The sequence below is a fragment of the Mesorhizobium sp. M0815 genome, assembly GCF_040319995.1.
Taxonomy (GTDB): Bacteria; Pseudomonadota; Alphaproteobacteria; order Rhizobiales; family Rhizobiaceae; genus Mesorhizobium.
Window position 1 is genome coordinate 1 of the sequence record NZ_JAMYOU010000026.1, and the last position, 17,246, is coordinate 17,246.

Consider the following 17,246-nt stretch of genomic DNA (forward strand, 5'->3'; position numbering starts at 1 on the left):
CTCGATCGCTTCCGTTGTCCGCGACTTAGCGAAACGATTGTCCGCGATTTACTGAAACGGCTGTCCCAATTTAGTGAAATCCGCAGGCTATTCCTGGAGCGCCTGCAGGACGCCTTCGACGCCGGCCAGCTTCGCTTCTTCAGCGATCTCGCCAGCCTGGCCGACCCTGCCACTTTCTGCACCCAACTGGCTGGATTGAAGCGGATCGAATGGGTCGTCTTCGCCAAGCCCCCGTTCGGCGGTCCCGAACAGGTCCTCGCCTATCTGGGTCGCTATACCCATCGCGTCGCCATCGCCAACAGCCGCCTCGTGAGCCTGGACTAGGGAAAGGTCAGCTTCCGCTGGAAAGACTATCGCCACCATGACAAGTCCAAGCACAAGCTCATGACCTTAAGCGCCGACGAGTTCATCCGGCGCTTCCTGCTGCACGCTCTTCCAGACGGATTCCATCGCATCCGCCATTACGGCCTCCTCGCCAACGGCCACCGCGTCGCCAAGCTCGCCCAGTGCCGTCTTCTTCTGGCGGCGCCCACGCCGCCGGCGCCGGACCCGACTGCCGACTATCGCCAGCGTTACCGCTGTCTCACAGGGCGCTCCCTGGACATCTGTCCGGGCTGCGGCGGCGCCATGGCCTCGCTCGGCCCGATCCCGCGCAAGGCCCCGACCTGGCCAGACACCTCATGACACGCTGCGCACCGACACGCTCGCACCGCCCATCCCGGCGTCTGCTACAGTCGCCGAAGGGCCTTTGCGCGCCGCTAGTCAATGTCGCAGCCTGCCTGTCACCAGCAACGCTGCACCCTAGCGTCAACGGCCCAATGGCGCCGTCTCTCGCGTCGCAGATGGTCCTGCATCGCGACGACGGGCGACTACTCCAGAGCGATCGGCGAGCCCGCCCCGGCGCCTCGGACACACTGTCGAGCCCTAAATCCCCATAGCCCCGCCCGCCATCCCGCGGTTCAGTTCAATCAGGCTTCAATGTAGTCGCGACCCGTGCGTGCCCGCCCAATCGCGCCCGCGACTACACAGAACCCTCCAGATTCAAGATGCTGGCTGGACGGAGGCGAGCATCTGATGACGCGAGCCCTTTCAAACGATCTTCGTGAGCGTGTTGTTGAGGCAGTTGGAGCGGGTGAGAACTGCCGTGCGGTGGCATCGCGCTTTGGCGTTGCAGTTTCCTCGGTGGTGAAGTGGTCGCAGCGTTACCGTGCCACCGGCTCGGTTCCGCCGGGCAAGATGGGCGGACACCGCAAGAGGGTGCTGGAGCCGCATCGGGCTTTCATTGTGGAGCGGATCAACCAGACCTCTGATCTGAAGCTGCATCGGCTGAAGGAGGAGTTGGCCGCACGCGGGGTGACGGTCTCGCACAATACGGTCTGGATGTTCCTGCGCCGCGAGGGTCTAAGCTTCAAAAAGAACGCTGTTCGCCCTTGAGCAGGCGCGCGCTGATATTGCCCGCAGGCGCCGGCGGTGGCGATCCTGGCAGACCGGCCTCGATCCGAAATGCCTGGTCTTCATCGACGAGACATGGATCAAGACCAATATGGCTCCGCTGCGAGGTTGGGGGCCGAAGGGCAAGCGGCTGCGCGGCTTGGCTCGACACGGTCATTGGCGCACGCTGACCTTTCTGGGCGCGTTGCGCTGGGATCGGCTCGCGGCGCCCTGCGTCTTCGACGGCCCGATCAACGGCCAATGCTTCCGCGCTTATGTCGAGCAGCAGCTCATCACTGTGCTGAAGCCCGGCGATATCGTCGTCATGGATAATCTGGGAAGCCATAAGTCGGCGGCCATCAGGCAGATGATCAAAGCTGCCGGCGCAAGGCTCTGGTATCTGCCGCCCTATTCCCCGGATCTCAATCCGATCGAGCAGGCCTTCGCCAAGATCAACACAGCGCTGAAGGCGCGGGTTGGGGCGGGTGCTTCCTCGTCGTGAGTTGCGGGAGACGGGCGCAGATTTCCTTGACGGCCTTCTTTCCGGCATTGAGCGCAAGACAGGCTGGCTGATGGCTGAGCAGTCCGGAGCGGAGCGGCCCTATCGGATGCAGTCGCTGTTGGGGCGCAGCCACTGGGACGCTGATCGGCTCCGAGACGATGTTCGCGATTATGGGGTGGAGGAGGCGTTGGGCGATGAGGATGGCGTCCTGATCGTCGACGAGACGGGATGAAGAAGGGCGATCGTTCCGCCGGTGTCGCGCGTCAGTACTCGGGAACGGCGGGGCGGATCGAGAACAGCCAGATCGGCGTGTTCTTGGCTTACGCGAGCCGCTACGGCCAAGCGCTGGTCGATCGTCGCCTTTATCTGCCAGAGAGCTGGACAAAAGGATCGGGCGCGATGTGCCAGGGCGTCGATCCCGGAGACGGTCGAGTTTGCGACCAAGCCAAAGATGGCGCGCGCCATGGTCGAGGCGGCGCTCGATGCCGGCGTCCCGTGCGCTTACGTTCTGGGCGACGCTGTCTACGGGGCGGACAGCAGCCTTCGCCGGATGCTCGAAGCTCGCGAGCAGCCCTATGTCTTGGCGGTTCGAGGCGCTCACTTCATGCGCCGGGGAGGGGATCGTCTGTTTGAGGAAACCTCGCCCGAGGAACTGGCCAGCGAGTTCGAGCCCGACGACTGGGCCTGTCATGCGGCAGGTGAAGGCGCCAAAGGCCCTCGGCTCCACGACTGGGCACGCATCCGCCGCCCTTGGACGTCAAAAGGCGGCTTCGAGCATTGGCTTCTCGTCCGCCGCAAGCAATCGACATCCGGAGAAAAAGCCTACTACCTGGTCTTCGCCCCGCCCGGTTCCTCCTTGGCCGCAAAAGCCCTTCATCATCGCCTGGTCGCTGTGGCGACGGCGACATCAGGCTGCGGCCACCATCTGTCACTACAAACGATATCGACATCCGCAACTGTAGTACTAGACTAGATCACCAGTGAGGCGCAGTTCGAAGATGATATTTGCCGGGCTCCGCCTTTTGACTGCGGATGAGCCTCTTCATGTGGAAGCGATCCTGGCACGGCCTCAGGCAGTCGATCTTCGGGCAATATGGTTCGAACCACGCGCGGGCGGCATACAAAAGCGAGAGCAGCCATGATAAACGACAAGCAAGAGTGCGACGAAAGCGTGCGCTCGGGGTTGAGGTCCTACCCGGTGGTGACGCGATGCAAATCAACCGTCGACCTTCGGCGCGCGACTCAGTGTTGGCGCGTCCACATCACCGGAAGGCTGAACTGCAAGACGCAGCCGTGAATCTTCGATCAGGGTGCCGTGAAGCGCCCTAACCGCGTCATCCAAGCGCAATTCATCCACTATGAAGATTATATCTACGTTGCGCATGAGCTGATGTACTCCTAGGACCTCTATGCCCGCGTCCGCTAACGCTTGCGCAGCAATGGCCGTTAGGCTCTGGAGATTGAGAGCGCTTCCGATGGCTGAAACAATGCTCACCTTCTTATGGCAATACTAGCCGTTGGAAAGTCTTCCTCCAGCGCCTTGACAACGGGTGCCATTGCCTCGGGCGCCCCAGCGAGGTAATGCGTGATGGTATTTGCATTCGATGCCTTCATAATGACGCGGGCGGCATAACTTTTCAACGTTTTGAGAATGTCAGCATCATAGTCGTTCACACCCACCATGTCCGGCTTGAAGAACTCTAGGGCATGCACTCCCCTGAGGCCTGCGATGATTTCTGCCTGCGGTGTGTCAGAGACATAGTCGCGAGTGATGACGGTTCCGTCGTTCTGAGGATCGAACGTATTCTTGACACGAAGAGGTATATTTGCATGGCGCAACTCCTTGGACGTGGCCGAATGAATCGCTTCCAGTTCAAGGTTAGACAGCTGATTTGCGACATCATAGTTGGTGCGGCCAACAGAGCGGACCCGCTCGATGCCGACAATCTTGGGGTCGGCTGTCGATAGATGAAACTCCTTATGGATTATTGCCTCCTTGGCGCCTGTGAGCACAGCGACCCGAGCAAATGTGACCTCGGTGTAGCCACGGCCATAGAGCCGCACCAGGCCACCGGGCATCGGCTGTATCCCGTGACGATCGGCAGCTGCTTGCCGAGATCGATTGCGGATAGCGCTATCCCAATTCGCGCATCAAGGCTTATTCAGTTTCGTCGCGCCAGCCTGTCATGTCCACGAAGAGCGCCTCTACGCCGAGTGCCCTGAGGAGCAGAACCGTGTTGTGGGCACTGTGGGCTCGCCCTGCGCTGCCAGAATCTCGCGCACGGTATTCAGGTGTTCTTCGAGCCTGAAGTGGCCATATGAGCAAAGCCGCTGTAGATTCAACAGGCAGCCGCGCACTCCTTCAATGCGGTCGCTCACAAACTCATCGGCGACGCGCCTTTCCAGCGAGCCGCCGAAGATTTCCGCATTGAGCCTCCTCATCTCCCGGTGGACCTCAGCGATCGCTTCCAACCAAGCTGATCTTGATCTGGCGCGCGCGAAGAGCGCATAGACGCCAGCCTCGCCGGTCTTCTTGTGCTCGAGAAGCCGGTCCGTCATCCCGCTGTAAGCGGATACGACGAATATGCGGTTGTAGAGTGCGCTCCCCTTGCGTCCACCAACCAGGACGTTCTCGACGGCAGCGGCTTCGGAGATCGACGTGCCTCCAATCTTCTCGACGGTGTGGATGCCAGGGTTGCAGTTCGGCAAGAGAATCATCTCCAAGTTCTTTCAGTGATGTGGCTTGGCATGATTCACCTCTTTCGCTGTCGCGTTCACTGCGCTGCCGATCACGCTTTCGATAGCTTCCTCGAGGATGTCGAGGCCTTGGCTAAGCTGATCCTCCCGAATGACGAGGGGTGGCAGGCATTTGACGATCTCTTCTTTGGGACCAGCGGTCTCGACGATCAGGCCCTTCTGGAAGGCGATCCTGACGACCTGCCCGGCAATCTCGCCGGACTTCAGGTCGATGCCCCGCATCATACCCCGACCTTTGGCTGACGCTTCCCTTGGGTCGTACTTCTGCACGAGCTGATCAAGGCGGCTTTTCAGCAGATTGCCCTTCTCCCTGGCGGACGCTGCAAAGCTATCCGTCCGCCAGAAGTGCTCTAGCAGGCTGTTGAAGAAGTCTGACGTATTGCCTTGAGGATGGCCTCGTCGCTGTTGTGGTAGTCGAATGTGATCTCGATCGAGCCGTCGTCGAGCAATTCGGCATAGCCGTCGCCTGTGACTTCATCCATCTCGTCACACCCGGCCCATGTGAAGTGAACTATCGAGGGGCTGTAGCTCAGTTCGAGACCGGCTTGCAGGGCGCCAAAGGCGATCTCGCCGTTGTTGTCGGGTCCGATGGCGATGGTTACGGGTCCACCGAGGTTCAGGTAACCGCGATCCCACAGATCGGCTTCGATGATCCGCCAGCGGCCGATCAGTTGGCAGCCTGCGGGCACGGTCATTTCGACGCCGCCAAGAGCTTGGGCAGCCGCACCAGATTGTAGGCGGCGGCCGCGAAGGTGAAGGCCCACCCAACGCGGTCGCGGCCGCGCAATTTGGTCTTCTCCTGCCCAGCGACGGTTTTGATCCAGCCGAACGCCTCTTCGATGCGCTTTCTGATGCGCTGGCTGACGGCATAGCCACCGTGGCGCGTGGTGCGGCGATCGATCGCCGAACGACGGCCGTTCGTGTTCTGCGCTACGTGGGGTGTCACCTTCATCGAGCGCAACTCGTTGACGAAGTCCTCTGCGTCATAGGCCTTGTCGGCGCCGAGCGTGACCGCCCGCGGCCGGTCGGCACGAGGTTCGATCATGTGCAGGGCCGCCACCCGCTCGGCATGTCCGTCGGCCAGCGTCAGACAGGCTTCCACCAGCAGGCCGTGGCGGTTCTCCATCAACCCATGTCCCATGAAGCACAACCTGGCCTCCTTGCCCCGCCCTTTGCGGTAGAGCCTGGCGTCGGGGTCGGTAGTCGAGGTGTGCGTCTCGTTCGATCGCCTCTCGCCGTGGAAGTCCGCTTCCGCATTGCGTCCGCCGCCGTCTGCCGGCGGTTCGCCATGACCGCCGCTTGGGCCGCCCTTTGGCTTGACGCTCTTCATCGAAGCCCAGGCCTCGATCAGCGTGCCGTCGACCGAGAAGTGATCCGTGGACAGGAGCTTCTTGACTTTGGGTTGCGCCAGCACGGCCGCCAGGAACTTCGCCGCGATATCGCCCTCCAGCAGCCGGTCACGGTTTTTGGAGAACACCGAATGGTCCCAGGCTGCGTCGTCGACGCCGATGCCGACGAACCAGCGGAACAGGAGGTCGTATTCCAACCGTTCCATCAAAAGCCGCTCCGAGCGGATCGAATAGAACGCCTGCAAAAGCATCGCCCGCAGCAGCTTCTCCGGCGGGATAGATGGCCGTCCGATCGGCGAATATAGCGCCGCGAACTCACGCTCCAGCCTCGACAGGGCTTCAGTCACGATCGTCCTGATCGCCCGCAATGGATGATTGCGCCGAACCCGGACCTCAAGGTCCATCAAGAAGCTCGGCCGCTTCAGCCAGGTCGGCCATCGCATCACCAGCGATCCGCAAAAGGGCAAGTCGCGCGGCGCCGGCTGGGAGTTCGTCCATGTCTGCATCGACGACGCCTCCCGCATCGCCTTCTCGCAAATCCTGCCCGACGAGAAAAAGGAAAGCGCCATCGCCTTCCTCAAGGCGGCGGTCGCCTATTACGCCAGCCTCGGCGTTGCGATAGCCCGCGTCATGACCGACAACGGCTCCTGCTACAGGTCGAAGGCCTTCGCCAAGGCCTGCCGCGATCTCGGCCTCAAGCATGTCACGACAAGGCCCTATACACCCAAGACCAACGGCAAGGCTGAGCGCTTCATCCAGACCGCGCTCAGGGAGTGGGCCTACGCCATTGCCTACCCGACATCCGACCACCGCGCCGCCGAACTGCCGGTCTGGCTGCACAGATACAATTGGCATCGCCCCCACGGCAGCTTAAAGTCAAAACCACCCATCAGTCGCCTCGCCTTAACCGAGGACAACCTGTTGAGGCTCCACATCTAGGGCTGCACGCGCGGTGACGAAAGCATGGCCGTTACCGCGGAACGTTCCGTTGTGCTCTCCCGGCTCACACCTGTCGAATTTTCGATCAATAAGAACGAGAGCTGTCGGCAGGCCATAGCCCGATATCGACTTGGCCATTGAGACGATGTCCGGACGGAGCCCCGCTGCTTCGAAGGTGAAGAATGCATCGGTCCGACCAACACCGGCTTGAATGTCATCTACGATTAGCAGAGCTCCGTGTCTGCGCCCAATGGCTGCTACTTTGCGCAACCATGCCGCTTCGGCGACATTTAGGCCGCCTTCGCTCTGAACTGTCTTGACAATCACCGCCGCCGGGGCGTCTACCCCGCTGGAGGAATCCGAGAGCAGGTGATCAAGGTAATCGGCGGTGTCTACAGCGGATCCAAGATAGCCGTCATAGGGTAGCCGCGTGACGCCGCCGAGCAGCTGGCCGGCACCTGCGCGGTGATATCGGTTGCCGGTGCAAGAGAGAGCGCCAAGGCTCACGCCATGAAAGCCGTTGGTGAAGGCTATGATGTTGGGCCGACCAGTGATCTTGCGCGCTAACTTGAGGGCAGCCGCGACCGCGTTATAGTTGTCGCGGCATAAGGATCGTTTCGGGGAATTCTCGCAGAAAAGACTCCTTGGCTTCGTTATACAGATCGAGGCCATGGGTGATGCCGTCACTCGCAATGTAGTCTGCGAGTGCGGACTTCAGCTTGGGCGGTTGTGCCCATAGTTTAAACTTGAGCAACCCATAAGAAGGTCGGTATAGGCTGTACCATCTCGCGCAAACAGCTGAGCCCCCCGTGCCCTCGCGAAACGACGGGAAAGCTGCGAGCGTAGCTCCGCACTTCGGACTCAAGATGGTTGAAGATCGCAAATTCGTCCCCGTCATCTGGTGCACTTCGGTCAGTCATCGTTGCCTCCTTATTTGGGTATTGGCTAAGGCAGGCCAGCGGGCATGCCCGCAGCGCTAATGGAGCACGATAGGGCCGGTGGCTATCGTGTACTCGCTCTTATGCTGCCCCTTAAAATGGGATATCGCGGTCGAAGCGCGCAGCCTGCCGGATTGGCGCGTGCAGATCCCGAGCCACTCCTACGAAGAGCAACTTGGACGCCCTGTTGCTGAGCGTCACCCTGGCCTCAATGTGCGTCACGCCCCCGGGTTATTGCGGCCCAGCTCGAGAGGAGCTGGGAAGCCACGCTCAGGCGCGTGGAGACCTGCGAGGCCCGGCTCACCGAAGTCCAGCGTGTGGAGCCTGTCGACGTAATCCCTGACTTCGCGGGCCTCGCCCAAGATCTCGAGGCTGCCTGGAATGCGCCGGGTGTCGACATGCGCTGTCGTCAGCAACTGCTGCGCGCGCTCATCAAGGACATCGTGGCGGACGTCGATGACGATGCGCGCGACGTGATCTTGACCATCCACTGGCATGGAGGCCAGCACTCCCAGATACGGGTTCGCAAGCCCAAATCCGGAGAGCATAGCCAGCGTACGCCTGAGGAGGCTCTGGCGATCATGCGATCCATGGCAACGCGATGGTCGGATGCCAAAATCGCCGCCACACTCAACCGCATGGGCATGCAGACCGGTCAGGGAAAAACCTGGACCGCGCGTCGCGTCCAATCGCTGCGCACGGTGCATAAAATCAGCGGCTATCGCTCCTCCGACAAGAATGGCGAGTGGCTCACCATGTCGGATGCGGCCGCGAAGCTCGGCGTGTCGCACGTCAAAATCCGCCGTTTCATCAGGGATGGCCTCTTGCCCGCCGAGCAGGTCATGCGCGGCGCGCCCTACCAGATTCGCGCCAGCGACCTCGAAGATAAGCGGATCAAGGCCGATTTGGCGCGCAATACTCCGCGTCGCATCCACGACGACAACCAAGAATCGCTGTTTTCCGCCATTTGAAAAGGGGATGCATAATGAATCAGTCTTCGCGATGCCGCGCAGGGCTCGCTCGGCTGCATTGTTGGATAGGCAGATCCGCCCGTCGTCGAGGAACCGGGCGAAGGATGACCAGCGGCGCAGCATGTAGTTGAAGGCCTTGGTCAGATCGTGTCCGCGCGAGAGCTTGTCGCGCGTCTCGATCATCCAGGTCTCGAGCTCCGTGACCTGCGGCACGCTCCGCTCCTGGCGGACGGCGTGGCGTTGGGCCGGCGACAGGCCGTTGATCGCGCGCTCGATATCGAACAGGGCATCGATGCGCTTCACGGCTTCAACCGCGAGCGGATAGACCAGGTTGGGCTTCTCGCCGTGCGCCTTCTTGCGCGCCGCCGCTTCGACATCGGCCAGCTCGAACACTTTGCGCCGGCTGTGGGCCCAGCAGCTGGCTTCCAGAATAGGCGCCGGCTGACGGGCCGCCGCATAGAGATCGCCATAACCACCAAAGGCATCGGCCTGCAGAATGCCGCTCCAGCCGGCAAGATGCGCCGCGGAATGTTCGCCTCGGCGATCGCGGGAATAGTAGAACACCGCCGCCGGCGGATCGACATCGCCGAATGGTCGGTCATCACGCACATAGGTCCATAATCGGCCGGTATCGGTCTTGCCCTTGGCCAGGACCGGCACCGTCGTGTCGTCGCCGTGCAGACGTGAAGCGGCCAGCACATGGGCTTCGAGTCGCTTGAACAGCGGCATCAGCGCCGCGGCGCCGGCGCCGACCTGGTCGGCGAGCGTCGACAGGCTGAGTGGCACGCCTTCGCGGGCATAGCGTTCAGCCTGGCGGTTGAGCGGCTGATGCTGTCCGAACTTCTCGAACAGGATCATCGCCAGCAGGCCGGGACCGGCCCAGCCGCGCGGGGTGGCGTGGAACGGCGCCGGAGCCTGGCTGATCGCCTCGCAGTCGCGGCAGGTGAACTTCTCCCGCACGTGTTGGATCACCTTCCATTGCCGCGGCACCACCTCCAGCGTCTCGGTGATATCCTCACCCAGCCTGCGCAGCCGATGACCGCCGCAGCAGTGGCAAGCGGTCGGCGCCGGCTCGACCACGCGTTCGCGCGGCAGGTGCTCGGGAAATGGCTGGCGCGCCGGTCGTTTGCGCATGTAAGGCGCCACCTCGGTGGTCCGGGCCGCGGCCTGTTCGGCGGCGATCTCGTCTTCCGTTGCCGCGCTCTCGAGTTCTTCGAAGGTGAGCTCCATCTGGTCGTGCAGGCGGGCGGAACGTTCAGAACTCTGACCACCGCCACTATGGCCCCGGGCGCGAATGCCGCGGCCAGGATCCGGCACTGATCCTCTTCACGCCAAGGACGACGACGCTCCGGTCCGGTCAATAACGTCACATGGCTCATGCTGTGCTGCTAACTACGCTCGAAAGGACGACCTTAAGAGCGCAGCTTCGCTACCGGGCCATGCTCCCGCAAGGCGGCCCTCGCCGGAGGCGTACTAGCGTTCGAACTTTTCCAGCATGTTCTCTCCGGCAACACATGACTGAGCCGACATTAGCTTGCACGCGTCATTCTAAAAGGCGTGTTGGATTTGAGGTTTAGCTGCATCCTTCGACGTTCCAGAAGAGGCCCATCATTGGCTCCAGCCTCGTTTGTCATCGAGACCAAACACCCCCATGGCGGCGTGCTGCGATAAACTACTATGCCTACGGAACCGAAAGATTGCGTTTCCCGAATTAAATAGAATGACCGGATTTCGGCCGACATCGACTATCAAGCCAAGTATGTCTTGCAAAATCCGCTCAATGTTCATGGTTCATCCAAAGTATCCTGAGCACTGATCTTGTCATGGCACCTCAAGGCAGCAGCAGCGATATGGCTAGCATCTGATCGAGCTGGCGTAAGTCTACAGATTCATTCGTCACCTCATCATGGTCTGGCGGCTGGGACCCAACTTCGTTGCAACTGCCGAAATGCTCAGCCCTTGGGCCAGCTCGGCTATCGCAGCCAGACCGCCAGATCAGAAAGAGCACGCTTGCGAAATACGTCAGCTGGAGGAGCAGCGAACAAGCCAGCGTTATGACGACTACTGTGCCGATGGAATAAGAAGCGAAGTAGACAGTCAGTGCGGTGCTGCACAGCACCAGCCCCAGGACGCGACAAAAGATTCTAAAGGGCAACGCCGTTCTCCTGGTTTTGTCTCCTCAGATCATGCTGCGACCTGGTCGGCCGCAACATGGGTCTGGCAGTTCTTCGGGCAGACGCGGGCGCAGGCTCCGCAGCCAATGCAGCGGCCGGCATGATCGACGACCATGATCATGCGATTGAGCTCGCCATCGAAATCGTCATCCTCGTCGTCGCAGGCGCCCAGGATTTCACCCGCGTCATCGACGCCGTAAAGATGCATGACCTCGCGCGAGCAGACTTTGAAACAGCGGCCGCAGCCGATGCAGGTCGTACCGTCTATAGCGGTGAGATATTCCGGCATCCATCCGGAGCCGTCGCGGGTGGTGAATGTGCTCCTCATCGTAACTTCTTCATTGCAGCGAGCTCTCTCTTGGCACCATCCAACTCGGCAAAAACGGCGGACGTTTCCTTGGCAACGTCCTCTATCTCCGTCCATTTTCCCGGGAGATCCTCTGCAAGGTCGCGCAATTTCATCTTGGCGACTGCTGCGCGCAGCTGAAGCTTTCGGACTTTCTTCCCCATTTCATCTAGCTTTGACATAGACCCTTCCTCGAAATCGGTTTCATCACGCCGGCGCCACACCCGGACCGGCTTCAGTGGCTGCGGTCGCATCGTCGATCAGTTTCGCACCGGCCTCAGCCAGTTTCCGGAGCATCTCGAAGCCGAACCGATGAACGTCTTGCCAGAACGACCAACTGCCCGGCCATGGAAGGCATGCGGCCCCAAGTCCTCGTGAATTTCATCTCCATCATTGCCGATGTCATCAGGCCGGAGCGCTCCTCGAATCGCGAGCCCGACGGCGGTTTGGAACAAGTCGAGCCTCCACAGCACGTCAGGATCGGGATCATCGATGACAGGCATCCCAGGGCGCTGTTTTCTGGTGACGATCAAGTCGGCCAGCAGCGTGGCGTCCGATTTGCCTTCCCACGAGCCGTAGGAGTCTTGAGCACGGATCAGCCGCACGAGGCATTTGACGACGGGGTGGCAAGGGCCGCCTCGTCCTCGGCGACAGCAGGGCTGACCGCGGCTTCAGGCATTTCATATTCTCCTCCTTGCAGTCTTCTTCCTCGATGGAGATTTCCTCTTTCGGAGACGCCTGCTTCGGGCAGACTTGCGCAGCCGACGCCCGGCTCGGGGCGGCCGATACCACCCAAGTGACGTTCCTGTGGCCGACCTTGGGCGCGTCCTCGACTGCGAGGTCTTCCACCACGGCCAGAATTCACGTCGAACATCACTTCCGCCGCGATGCGGCCGCAGGTCATCGCAAGATACCAACCTCGAACCTGCTGCAAACGATCCGCCCTGTGCTGCATGGGGCCCGCTTGCTGCGGCCACGCCAGGGCAATGGATGAACCGGCCAGTAAACATTCCGACCACCCCCTTTCTTAAGTATTCTTCTCGTCCGGCCGCGCTTTGGCACCTCCGGGAAGCTTGTTTTGCGGAGCCGCACAGAGAGCGCCGTAACAAACCTTCCCGCCTCTGTAGTTGGCCAGGGCCTGCAGCAAATCCGGTAGAAGGTGGTCTTTCAGTTCGTCCGGGATAGGCTCCGGACCGTCCAGCGACTTCAGTGTCAATTCGACCAACTCGATCGCGCGATCGTTGTTGCCGTTATGGTGATAGTACCGGGCGACAGCTGGATAAGACCGGTACTTAGGGCTGTCGCCTTGCGGGGGATTCAGCGCCAGGATGTGTTCGGACAGTTCCTTGCCCATCGCGAAGCGCTCGGCAGGGGGAAGGCGCGAATGGTCATTAGCCGGGTGGAAAAGTTGGTCTAGCGCCGCAACCATCCAGTCCTCGGAGTTTTTGTCGATCGCGTCGCGAACCAATTGGCGCATGACGGGCAAGCCGGTCCACATGTCTTGAATTTTGTGAAGCAGCAGATGCGCATGAGCCAAGCGGAAATTGATGTCGTCCGGCATCAAAGCGATGCCCTCTTCGATCGCCCAGAGCGCCGTCTTCCAATCTTCCAACTTCACCGCCGCCCAGAATCTGTCATCGATCGGCTGCTTCAACGCTTGTTCGCGCGCCATGGGTTCGCTTGTGGCGATCCGCTCCGTATCGGTGGCTTTAGCTTTATCGCTGATGCGCCAGCTGCCGTTGAGCACTTTCGGCAAAACCTCATCGAGTTGGCTGGGATGACCGATAAAGGCGATGTGGTCGTCTCGGTCGACCACGAACGAGGTCGGAAGCCCAACAGAAAAGCTGGGTTTCATCCAAAGCTTGTTCATTTCACCTGTGTGGTCGAACGCGATCCGATAGTTCAGATGCGAGCACTTTTCGGTCAACCACGCGTCCAACTTGGTTCGAGCCTCAACGGCCGTTGGAGCGTCTTCATCAGCCGCGACGCCGACGACCTCAAGTCCGCCGCCCTTGTATTTTTCCTGGAGCCGCATCAGCTGGAGCATCTCCGCCACACATAGTTCGCACCAAGTTGCCCAAATTCGACGATATAGACTTTGCCGGGCTGGAAGTTCGCAAGGGGCTTGCCACGCAGCCAGTCCTCCACTTTGATCGAAGGAGCCGGTGACCCCATCCGCAACATCATTTTGCTCTCCAAAGCTGTTGCCAAAGGTTGCGTGACCTTATGCGCAAGCTTGTTCCCCCTTTGAGACGGGGCACGAGGGTTCAACGAAGGGGAGCATCGCTCGTCTTGCGCATCTGCATGCAGTCAGCCTTCACTCAGTGTTGCTGAATCTCAATTCGCAAAGGCCGTGCCAACGCGCTCAGCGGGCAGTAAGCGCATGAATCGCTAGAAAAAGCCTCCAAATGCCAAGATGGCCGGTTGTATTGAACGCGACGTGCTTTCTGCCGCTGTCAGGTTTTGGACAAGCATCACGCGCTTCGCGTCGGCAGAAAAGCGTGGCCCGGACGACTCAATATGCATTCGGGCCGAGGGACGAGGCCGATGGACATCATGACTGCGTTGGCTACCGCCAGGCTCGTCATCATCGTCCGCTTCACGCCACCGGCTTGAGCGTCTTACCGTTCCGGTCCGGAGGTAGCGATCTCGGCATTTGCGATTGCGAGGGGCCGCTCCATCCGAGCGCGGCCTGTGCCCCCTCGCCCGCCTTGCGATTGAATTCCTGGGCTGGCGACATCGGAGTTTTTCACGACGAAGCCGGTCCAGCTGTAGCTCGCCAATACCGCCATTCTCAGACCAATGATGATGTCGTGGCGAAAAAGGCCAGGATGAGTGCCGGCGCGTGTCGGCCGGTGAACTCTCCGAGTTCCTGCTTTGTGCCGATATTTTCTGTGTTCCCTTTGCTCAGGCGCTGCAGGCACCGCTTGGTGCGAATGTGAGGATTGTCGGAATTTGACCAGCCCCAAAGACCCTCGGGCGCCACGCGGGTCGGGCCCGGACCGACTGAACCGCTGAAGATGCGGCCGTCCTCACCCTAAACCCGGCTATCGTGCCAGACGGTGACAACGTGATTGATACGATCGATTCCTGCCGAACCCGGCGAGAGCCGACCGTCCCGAATCGAAGTTGAGGGGCGTCGTCCTCGGCACGGTCATCGCGTTGTTCAGCTCCCGGCCAGTAGTCAAGAGAGATCATGATACCGCCTATACGATGCCGCTACGGATCGGAACTCGGCCTGCCGCGCTGAACGACTCTCTTTGACCTGACGCCGACCTGCGAAGCCGTGATCTTCACTGCATTGAGGACTGCCCATATCTCTGCCCGGTGTTGGTCTCCGCGTTATGGATCATCTCGGGCGAGCAGAACCCCGAACGCGAGACGTCCGCGATGTTCTCGGCGATGGCGCTTGCAGATTGGCTCCGAGGAGCTTCGCGAAACTGAGCGCGTTTGCCTCAATGTTTCTCCGACTTGGATCAGGATAGGTGATCCAGGGAGTAGAGCTTCGAACAGCGTCGGTGCTGCTTTGGAATCCGTCAGCGAGCCAAAAACAACGGCAATGACGGCTTCCCAACTATCCATCTCGTCACGCCGCCAAAGAGTCGCTCACGTAGCCTGCGGTTGCCATAAGCGCCCATGACTATCATGTCGGCAGACGTGTCGATTGCGTGCTGCGCTAGCACCGTTGCTGCCGATTTTCCGGCGCTCGCCAGCAGGTCAACCGACACCCGAGCACCGTGCCGAGTGAGATAGGCAGCGATATCGGCTCCCGGCTCGGTACCGTTTCCGGTGCAGGTCGCCTCCGGATCGACTAGTGCGACACGAACTTCCTCAGCACCGGCTAGCAGTTCCAGCGCTTCCCGAACCGAACGGGACGCCTCGACTCGCGAATCCCAGCCGACCAGCACGCGCCGTGGAGACAGAGTCGCCTCAGCGCCCTCCGGCACGACAAGCACCGGCTTTCCGGTGTCGAACAGGCTGCCGTTGATAACAAGGGGACCGACGTTAATGTCGTTGAGAAGTGCGGGGCCGACGATTGTCAGGTCGTTGCAGAGCGCCCGCTGTCGCACCGCGTCACCGATGCTGGCCTGATCGCAGTTGGCAATATCGACATCATAGCACCGCCACGTGGCTCTCAGCAGTTTGTGAATTTCCCTGGATGTTTTTTCCAAACTGGCTATGTCCTGTGAAAATGTCTCGATTTGCCTGTACCGTTTTTCCAATCTGGCAATGGCCTGTGCGCGTTGTTTAGGCCATTCGGGGATGCCATCGCCTAGCGGCGGAGGCGACATAACGAGCCGAGGAGGCGACATAATCAGTACGGAAAGATTCGCGCCGACCTCGGCACACAAGCCGGCAGCTGTTCTGACGTCCTGATCGGAGTGGTCGGCTCCCGTCACGCTGAGTACGCTTTTGAAGGCCATCTGACTGCTTCTTTCTAAGTATGTCGGACCTGTAGGCGCGTTCGAAGCCGCAAGACTTGCCCTCAGCCTGACGTAGATGGGAAATGGCACTCCGCCCGTTCGCTATTTAGTCGTCCGGCTTCTCGAGCGAGTAACCGGCCGACCTGACGGTGCGAATGACGCTACCTGGCGAGGCCGCCTTCAGCGCCTTCCTAATCCGGCTGATATGGACGTCGACAGTGCGTGCACCGATATGGATATTGTCCGGCCAGGCCGCGTCGATCAGCTCGTCTCGGCTGAAGACCTTGCCGGGAGCCTCAAGAAAATGTCGCAGCAGGTTGAACTCGAGAGGTCCGAGATGAATGTCGTGGCCATTACCGCGAACCCGATGGGCATCGAGCTTCATCTCAAGGCTGCCGCAACAGAGCCAGCTGCCGTTTTCGATCCCGTTTGAACCCGGCTTCGGCAGCGCCAGCTTCGCCCGCAGACAGTCAAGCAGCGTGGCTGGCGCGATCGGCCGCACAAAGCTCTCGTCAATGCCTGCTTTCAACAGATCGAGGTGCTGGTTCTCGGCGCCCGGCGCGATCAGGGCAATGACGGGCAAGCCGCCGGTGCGTGGCTCGCTCTTGAGCCGCGCGCAAATTCTGGAGCCCGTCGCGCTTGCTGGCCCGCAGTCCAGCACGACCGCCTGGAGCTCCCGTTCATCGGCGAATTCGAGAGCTTCGTCCACGCCGCCCGCCGGCTCAGTTGTGAAGCCGTCCAGCCCCAGAATGTGGCTGAGGAACAGATACAACTCCGCATCTTGCGAACAGATCAGGACCAGTGGCTTCATCAGCGCTACCCCAAGAACCAGATCGGCCCCGACCGCCTCAGCTGAGTGGGTTGGCCATGGCCTGTCCTCAGAACCTGACATGATGCCCTTGCTTGAAAATCGGTTCCATTACGCCCGCGCCACCTCGGGATGAGCCTCAATGGCTGCGGTCGCATCGCCGGCCAGTTTGGTACCGGCCGCGGCGAGTTTCCAGAACGTCTCGAAGCCGAACCGGTGGACGTCGCGCAGGGTCTTCGACAGAACGACCAACCGCCCGGCCGTGAGAAGCACGCGCCCAAAGCCCTCATGGCTCATCTCCATCATCGGCGATGCCATCAGGCCGGAGCGCTCCTCGATCGCAAGCCCGACGGCGGTGTAAAACATCTCGAGCCTCCACAGCACGTCCGGATCGGGATCGCCGATGATCGGGATCGCACGGCGCTGTTCCCTGGTGATGATGAAGTCGCCCAGCAGCTCGGCGTCCGATTTGCCTTCCCAGGACCCGTGGGAATCATGAGCCCGGACCAGCCGCACGAGGCATTTGACGAACGGGGCGGCAAGGGCCGCCTCGTCTTCGGCGACAGCAGGGCTAACCACGGCGTCAGACATTTCGCCTACTCCTCAT

Annotated in this window: 16 protein-coding genes and 6 pseudogenes; 5 read left to right on the top strand and 17 right to left on the bottom strand. The window is 60.8% G+C overall.

From position 1 onward, the window contains the following. Window positions 1-81: 81 nt before the first annotated feature. The 3 pseudogenes from NKI01_RS23840 to NKI01_RS23855 all read left to right on the top strand — a co-directional run. Window positions 82-684: pseudogene (locus NKI01_RS23840) on the top strand (IS91 family transposase); the annotation flags it as partial. Between the two features lie 390 nt (window positions 685-1,074). After that, window positions 1,075-1,885 (top strand): annotated as a pseudogene (locus tag NKI01_RS23845) (IS630 family transposase); the annotation flags it as partial. Then, a pseudogene (locus NKI01_RS23855) lies at window positions 1,862-2,804 on the top strand (IS701 family transposase); the annotation flags it as partial. The pseudogenes NKI01_RS23845 and NKI01_RS23855, both read left to right, overlap by 24 nt. A 345-nt stretch (window positions 2,805-3,149) precedes the next feature. Here the strand turns inward: NKI01_RS23855 and NKI01_RS23860 are convergent. The 6 genes from NKI01_RS23860 to NKI01_RS23885 all read right to left on the bottom strand — a co-directional run bounded on the left by NKI01_RS23860 (window position 3,150) and on the right by NKI01_RS23885 (window position 6,482). Then, on the bottom strand, window positions 3,150-3,428 hold the full coding sequence (locus NKI01_RS23860) for a hypothetical protein (protein WP_352964855.1): 279 nt from the start codon (window positions 3,426-3,428) through the stop codon (window positions 3,150-3,152). Then, window positions 3,425-4,012 (bottom strand): amino acid kinase family protein, encoded by a 588-nt coding sequence (locus NKI01_RS23865; protein ID WP_352964858.1) that lies wholly within the window; start codon window positions 4,010-4,012, stop codon window positions 3,425-3,427. The genes NKI01_RS23860 and NKI01_RS23865 overlap by 4 nt, the downstream gene beginning before the upstream one ends. 126 nt (window positions 4,013-4,138) lie before the next feature. Continuing rightward, window positions 4,139-4,651: a hypothetical protein gene (locus tag NKI01_RS23870; protein ID WP_352964860.1), complete on the bottom strand. Its 513-nt coding sequence runs from the start codon at window positions 4,649-4,651 to the stop codon at window positions 4,139-4,141. A 12-nt stretch (window positions 4,652-4,663) separates the two neighbouring features. After that, complete coding sequence (locus NKI01_RS23875; RefSeq protein ID WP_352964962.1) at window positions 4,664-5,140, bottom strand: aminotransferase class III-fold pyridoxal phosphate-dependent enzyme; 477 nt, start codon at window positions 5,138-5,140, stop codon at window positions 4,664-4,666. Continuing rightward, a complete protein-coding gene (locus NKI01_RS23880) occupies window positions 5,041-5,385 on the bottom strand; it encodes a hypothetical protein (RefSeq protein ID WP_352964863.1) in 345 nt (114 codons plus the stop codon). The genes NKI01_RS23875 and NKI01_RS23880 overlap by 100 nt, the downstream gene beginning before the upstream one ends. Then, the gene (locus NKI01_RS23885) at window positions 5,382-6,482 is read right to left on the bottom strand and encodes an IS5 family transposase (protein WP_502899461.1); all 1,101 of its coding nucleotides are present in this window, start codon (window positions 6,480-6,482) and stop codon (window positions 5,382-5,384) included. Before NKI01_RS23885 ends, NKI01_RS23880 begins: the two co-directional genes overlap by 4 nt. On the opposite strand from NKI01_RS23885, the pseudogene NKI01_RS23890 reads away from it, so the two are divergent. Continuing rightward, window positions 6,442-6,978: pseudogene (locus NKI01_RS23890) on the top strand (integrase core domain-containing protein); the annotation flags it as partial. The gene NKI01_RS23885 and the pseudogene NKI01_RS23890 overlap by 41 nt on opposite strands. Here NKI01_RS23890 and NKI01_RS23895 read toward each other — a convergent pair. Next, window positions 6,943-7,650 carry an aminotransferase class III-fold pyridoxal phosphate-dependent enzyme gene (locus NKI01_RS23895; protein ID WP_352964867.1) on the bottom strand — a complete coding sequence of 236 codons (708 nt, stop codon included), beginning with the start codon at window positions 7,648-7,650 and terminating at the stop codon, window positions 6,943-6,945. The pseudogene NKI01_RS23890 and the gene NKI01_RS23895 sit on opposite strands and share 36 nt — an antisense overlap. Window positions 7,651-8,671: 1,021 nt before the next feature. Here NKI01_RS23895 and NKI01_RS23900 point away from each other — a divergent pair. Continuing rightward, window positions 8,672-8,887, top strand: coding sequence for a helix-turn-helix domain-containing protein (locus NKI01_RS23900; protein WP_352964964.1), 216 nt, complete (start codon window positions 8,672-8,674; stop codon window positions 8,885-8,887). Between the two features lie 27 nt (window positions 8,888-8,914). Here NKI01_RS23900 and tnpC read toward each other — a convergent pair. From tnpC to NKI01_RS23945, 10 genes and pseudogenes are all read right to left on the bottom strand, one after another. Next, window positions 8,915-10,156, bottom strand: a pseudogene (gene tnpC, locus NKI01_RS23905) (IS66 family transposase); the annotation flags it as partial. Window positions 10,157-10,718: 562 nt separating this feature from the next. Further along, window positions 10,719-11,006 carry an exopolysaccharide production repressor protein gene (locus NKI01_RS23910; RefSeq protein WP_352964966.1) on the bottom strand — a complete coding sequence of 96 codons (288 nt, stop codon included), beginning with the start codon at window positions 11,004-11,006 and terminating at the stop codon, window positions 10,719-10,721. A 65-nt stretch (window positions 11,007-11,071) separates the two neighbouring features. Then, window positions 11,072-11,389, bottom strand: a complete 318-nt coding sequence (gene fdxB, locus NKI01_RS23915; RefSeq protein WP_352548332.1) for a ferredoxin III, nif-specific — start codon at window positions 11,387-11,389, stop codon at window positions 11,072-11,074. Continuing rightward, window positions 11,386-11,589, bottom strand: coding sequence for a CCE_0567 family metalloprotein (locus NKI01_RS23920; protein ID WP_352571114.1), 204 nt, complete (start codon window positions 11,587-11,589; stop codon window positions 11,386-11,388). The genes fdxB and NKI01_RS23920 overlap by 4 nt, the downstream gene beginning before the upstream one ends. Window positions 11,590-11,614: 25 nt before the next feature. Next, window positions 11,615-11,704 (bottom strand): hypothetical protein, encoded by a 90-nt coding sequence (locus tag NKI01_RS30870; protein ID WP_502899462.1) that lies wholly within the window; start codon window positions 11,702-11,704, stop codon window positions 11,615-11,617. Further along, complete coding sequence (locus tag NKI01_RS23925) at window positions 11,668-12,012, bottom strand: DUF269 domain-containing protein (RefSeq protein WP_502899463.1); 345 nt, start codon at window positions 12,010-12,012, stop codon at window positions 11,668-11,670. The genes NKI01_RS30870 and NKI01_RS23925 overlap by 37 nt, the downstream gene beginning before the upstream one ends. A gap of 422 nt (window positions 12,013-12,434) precedes the next feature. After that, a pseudogene (locus NKI01_RS23930) lies at window positions 12,435-13,594 on the bottom strand (TlpA disulfide reductase family protein). A gap of 1,349 nt (window positions 13,595-14,943) precedes the next feature. Then, the gene (locus NKI01_RS23935) at window positions 14,944-15,831 is read right to left on the bottom strand and encodes a universal stress protein (RefSeq protein ID WP_352964870.1); all 888 of its coding nucleotides are present in this window, start codon (window positions 15,829-15,831) and stop codon (window positions 14,944-14,946) included. A 106-nt stretch (window positions 15,832-15,937) separates the two neighbouring features. Further along, a complete protein-coding gene (locus NKI01_RS23940) occupies window positions 15,938-16,723 on the bottom strand; it encodes a response regulator transcription factor (protein WP_352964872.1) in 786 nt (261 codons plus the stop codon). 27 nt (window positions 16,724-16,750) lie between these two features. Further along, on the bottom strand, window positions 16,751-17,230 hold the full coding sequence (locus tag NKI01_RS23945) for a NifX-associated nitrogen fixation protein (RefSeq protein WP_352964874.1): 480 nt from the start codon (window positions 17,228-17,230) through the stop codon (window positions 16,751-16,753). Between the last annotated feature and the right edge of the window lie 16 nt (window positions 17,231-17,246).

Coding starts and splice junctions, on each gene's coding strand:
- NKI01_RS23865 (WP_352964858.1), bottom strand. CDS start 4,012: ATGCCCGGTGGCCTGGTGCGGCTCTATGGCCGTGGCTACACCGAGGTC.
- NKI01_RS23870 (WP_352964860.1), bottom strand. CDS start 4,651: ATGATTCTCTTGCCGAACTGCAACCCTGGCATCCACACCGTCGAGAAG.
- NKI01_RS23880 (WP_352964863.1), bottom strand. CDS start 5,385: ATGACCGTGCCCGCAGGCTGCCAACTGATCGGCCGCTGGCGGATCATC.
- NKI01_RS23885 (WP_502899461.1), bottom strand. CDS start 6,482: ATGCGATGGCCGACCTGGCTGAAGCGGCCGAGCTTCTTGATGGACCTT.
- NKI01_RS23895 (WP_352964867.1), bottom strand. CDS start 7,650: ATGGCCTCGATCTGTATAACGAAGCCAAGGAGTCTTTTCTGCGAGAAT.
- NKI01_RS23900 (WP_352964964.1), top strand. CDS start 8,672: ATGTCGGATGCGGCCGCGAAGCTCGGCGTGTCGCACGTCAAAATCCGC.
- fdxB (WP_352548332.1), bottom strand. CDS start 11,389: ATGAGGAGCACATTCACCACCCGCGACGGCTCCGGATGGATGCCGGAA.
- NKI01_RS23920 (WP_352571114.1), bottom strand. CDS start 11,589: ATGTCAAAGCTAGATGAAATGGGGAAGAAAGTCCGAAAGCTTCAGCTG.
- NKI01_RS30870 (WP_502899462.1), bottom strand. CDS start 11,704: ATGCTCCGGAAACTGGCTGAGGCCGGTGCGAAACTGATCGACGATGCG.
- NKI01_RS23935 (WP_352964870.1), bottom strand. CDS start 15,831: ATGGCCTTCAAAAGCGTACTCAGCGTGACGGGAGCCGACCACTCCGAT.
- NKI01_RS23940 (WP_352964872.1), bottom strand. CDS start 16,723: ATGTCAGGTTCTGAGGACAGGCCATGGCCAACCCACTCAGCTGAGGCG.
- NKI01_RS23945 (WP_352964874.1), bottom strand. CDS start 17,230: ATGTCTGACGCCGTGGTTAGCCCTGCTGTCGCCGAAGACGAGGCGGCC.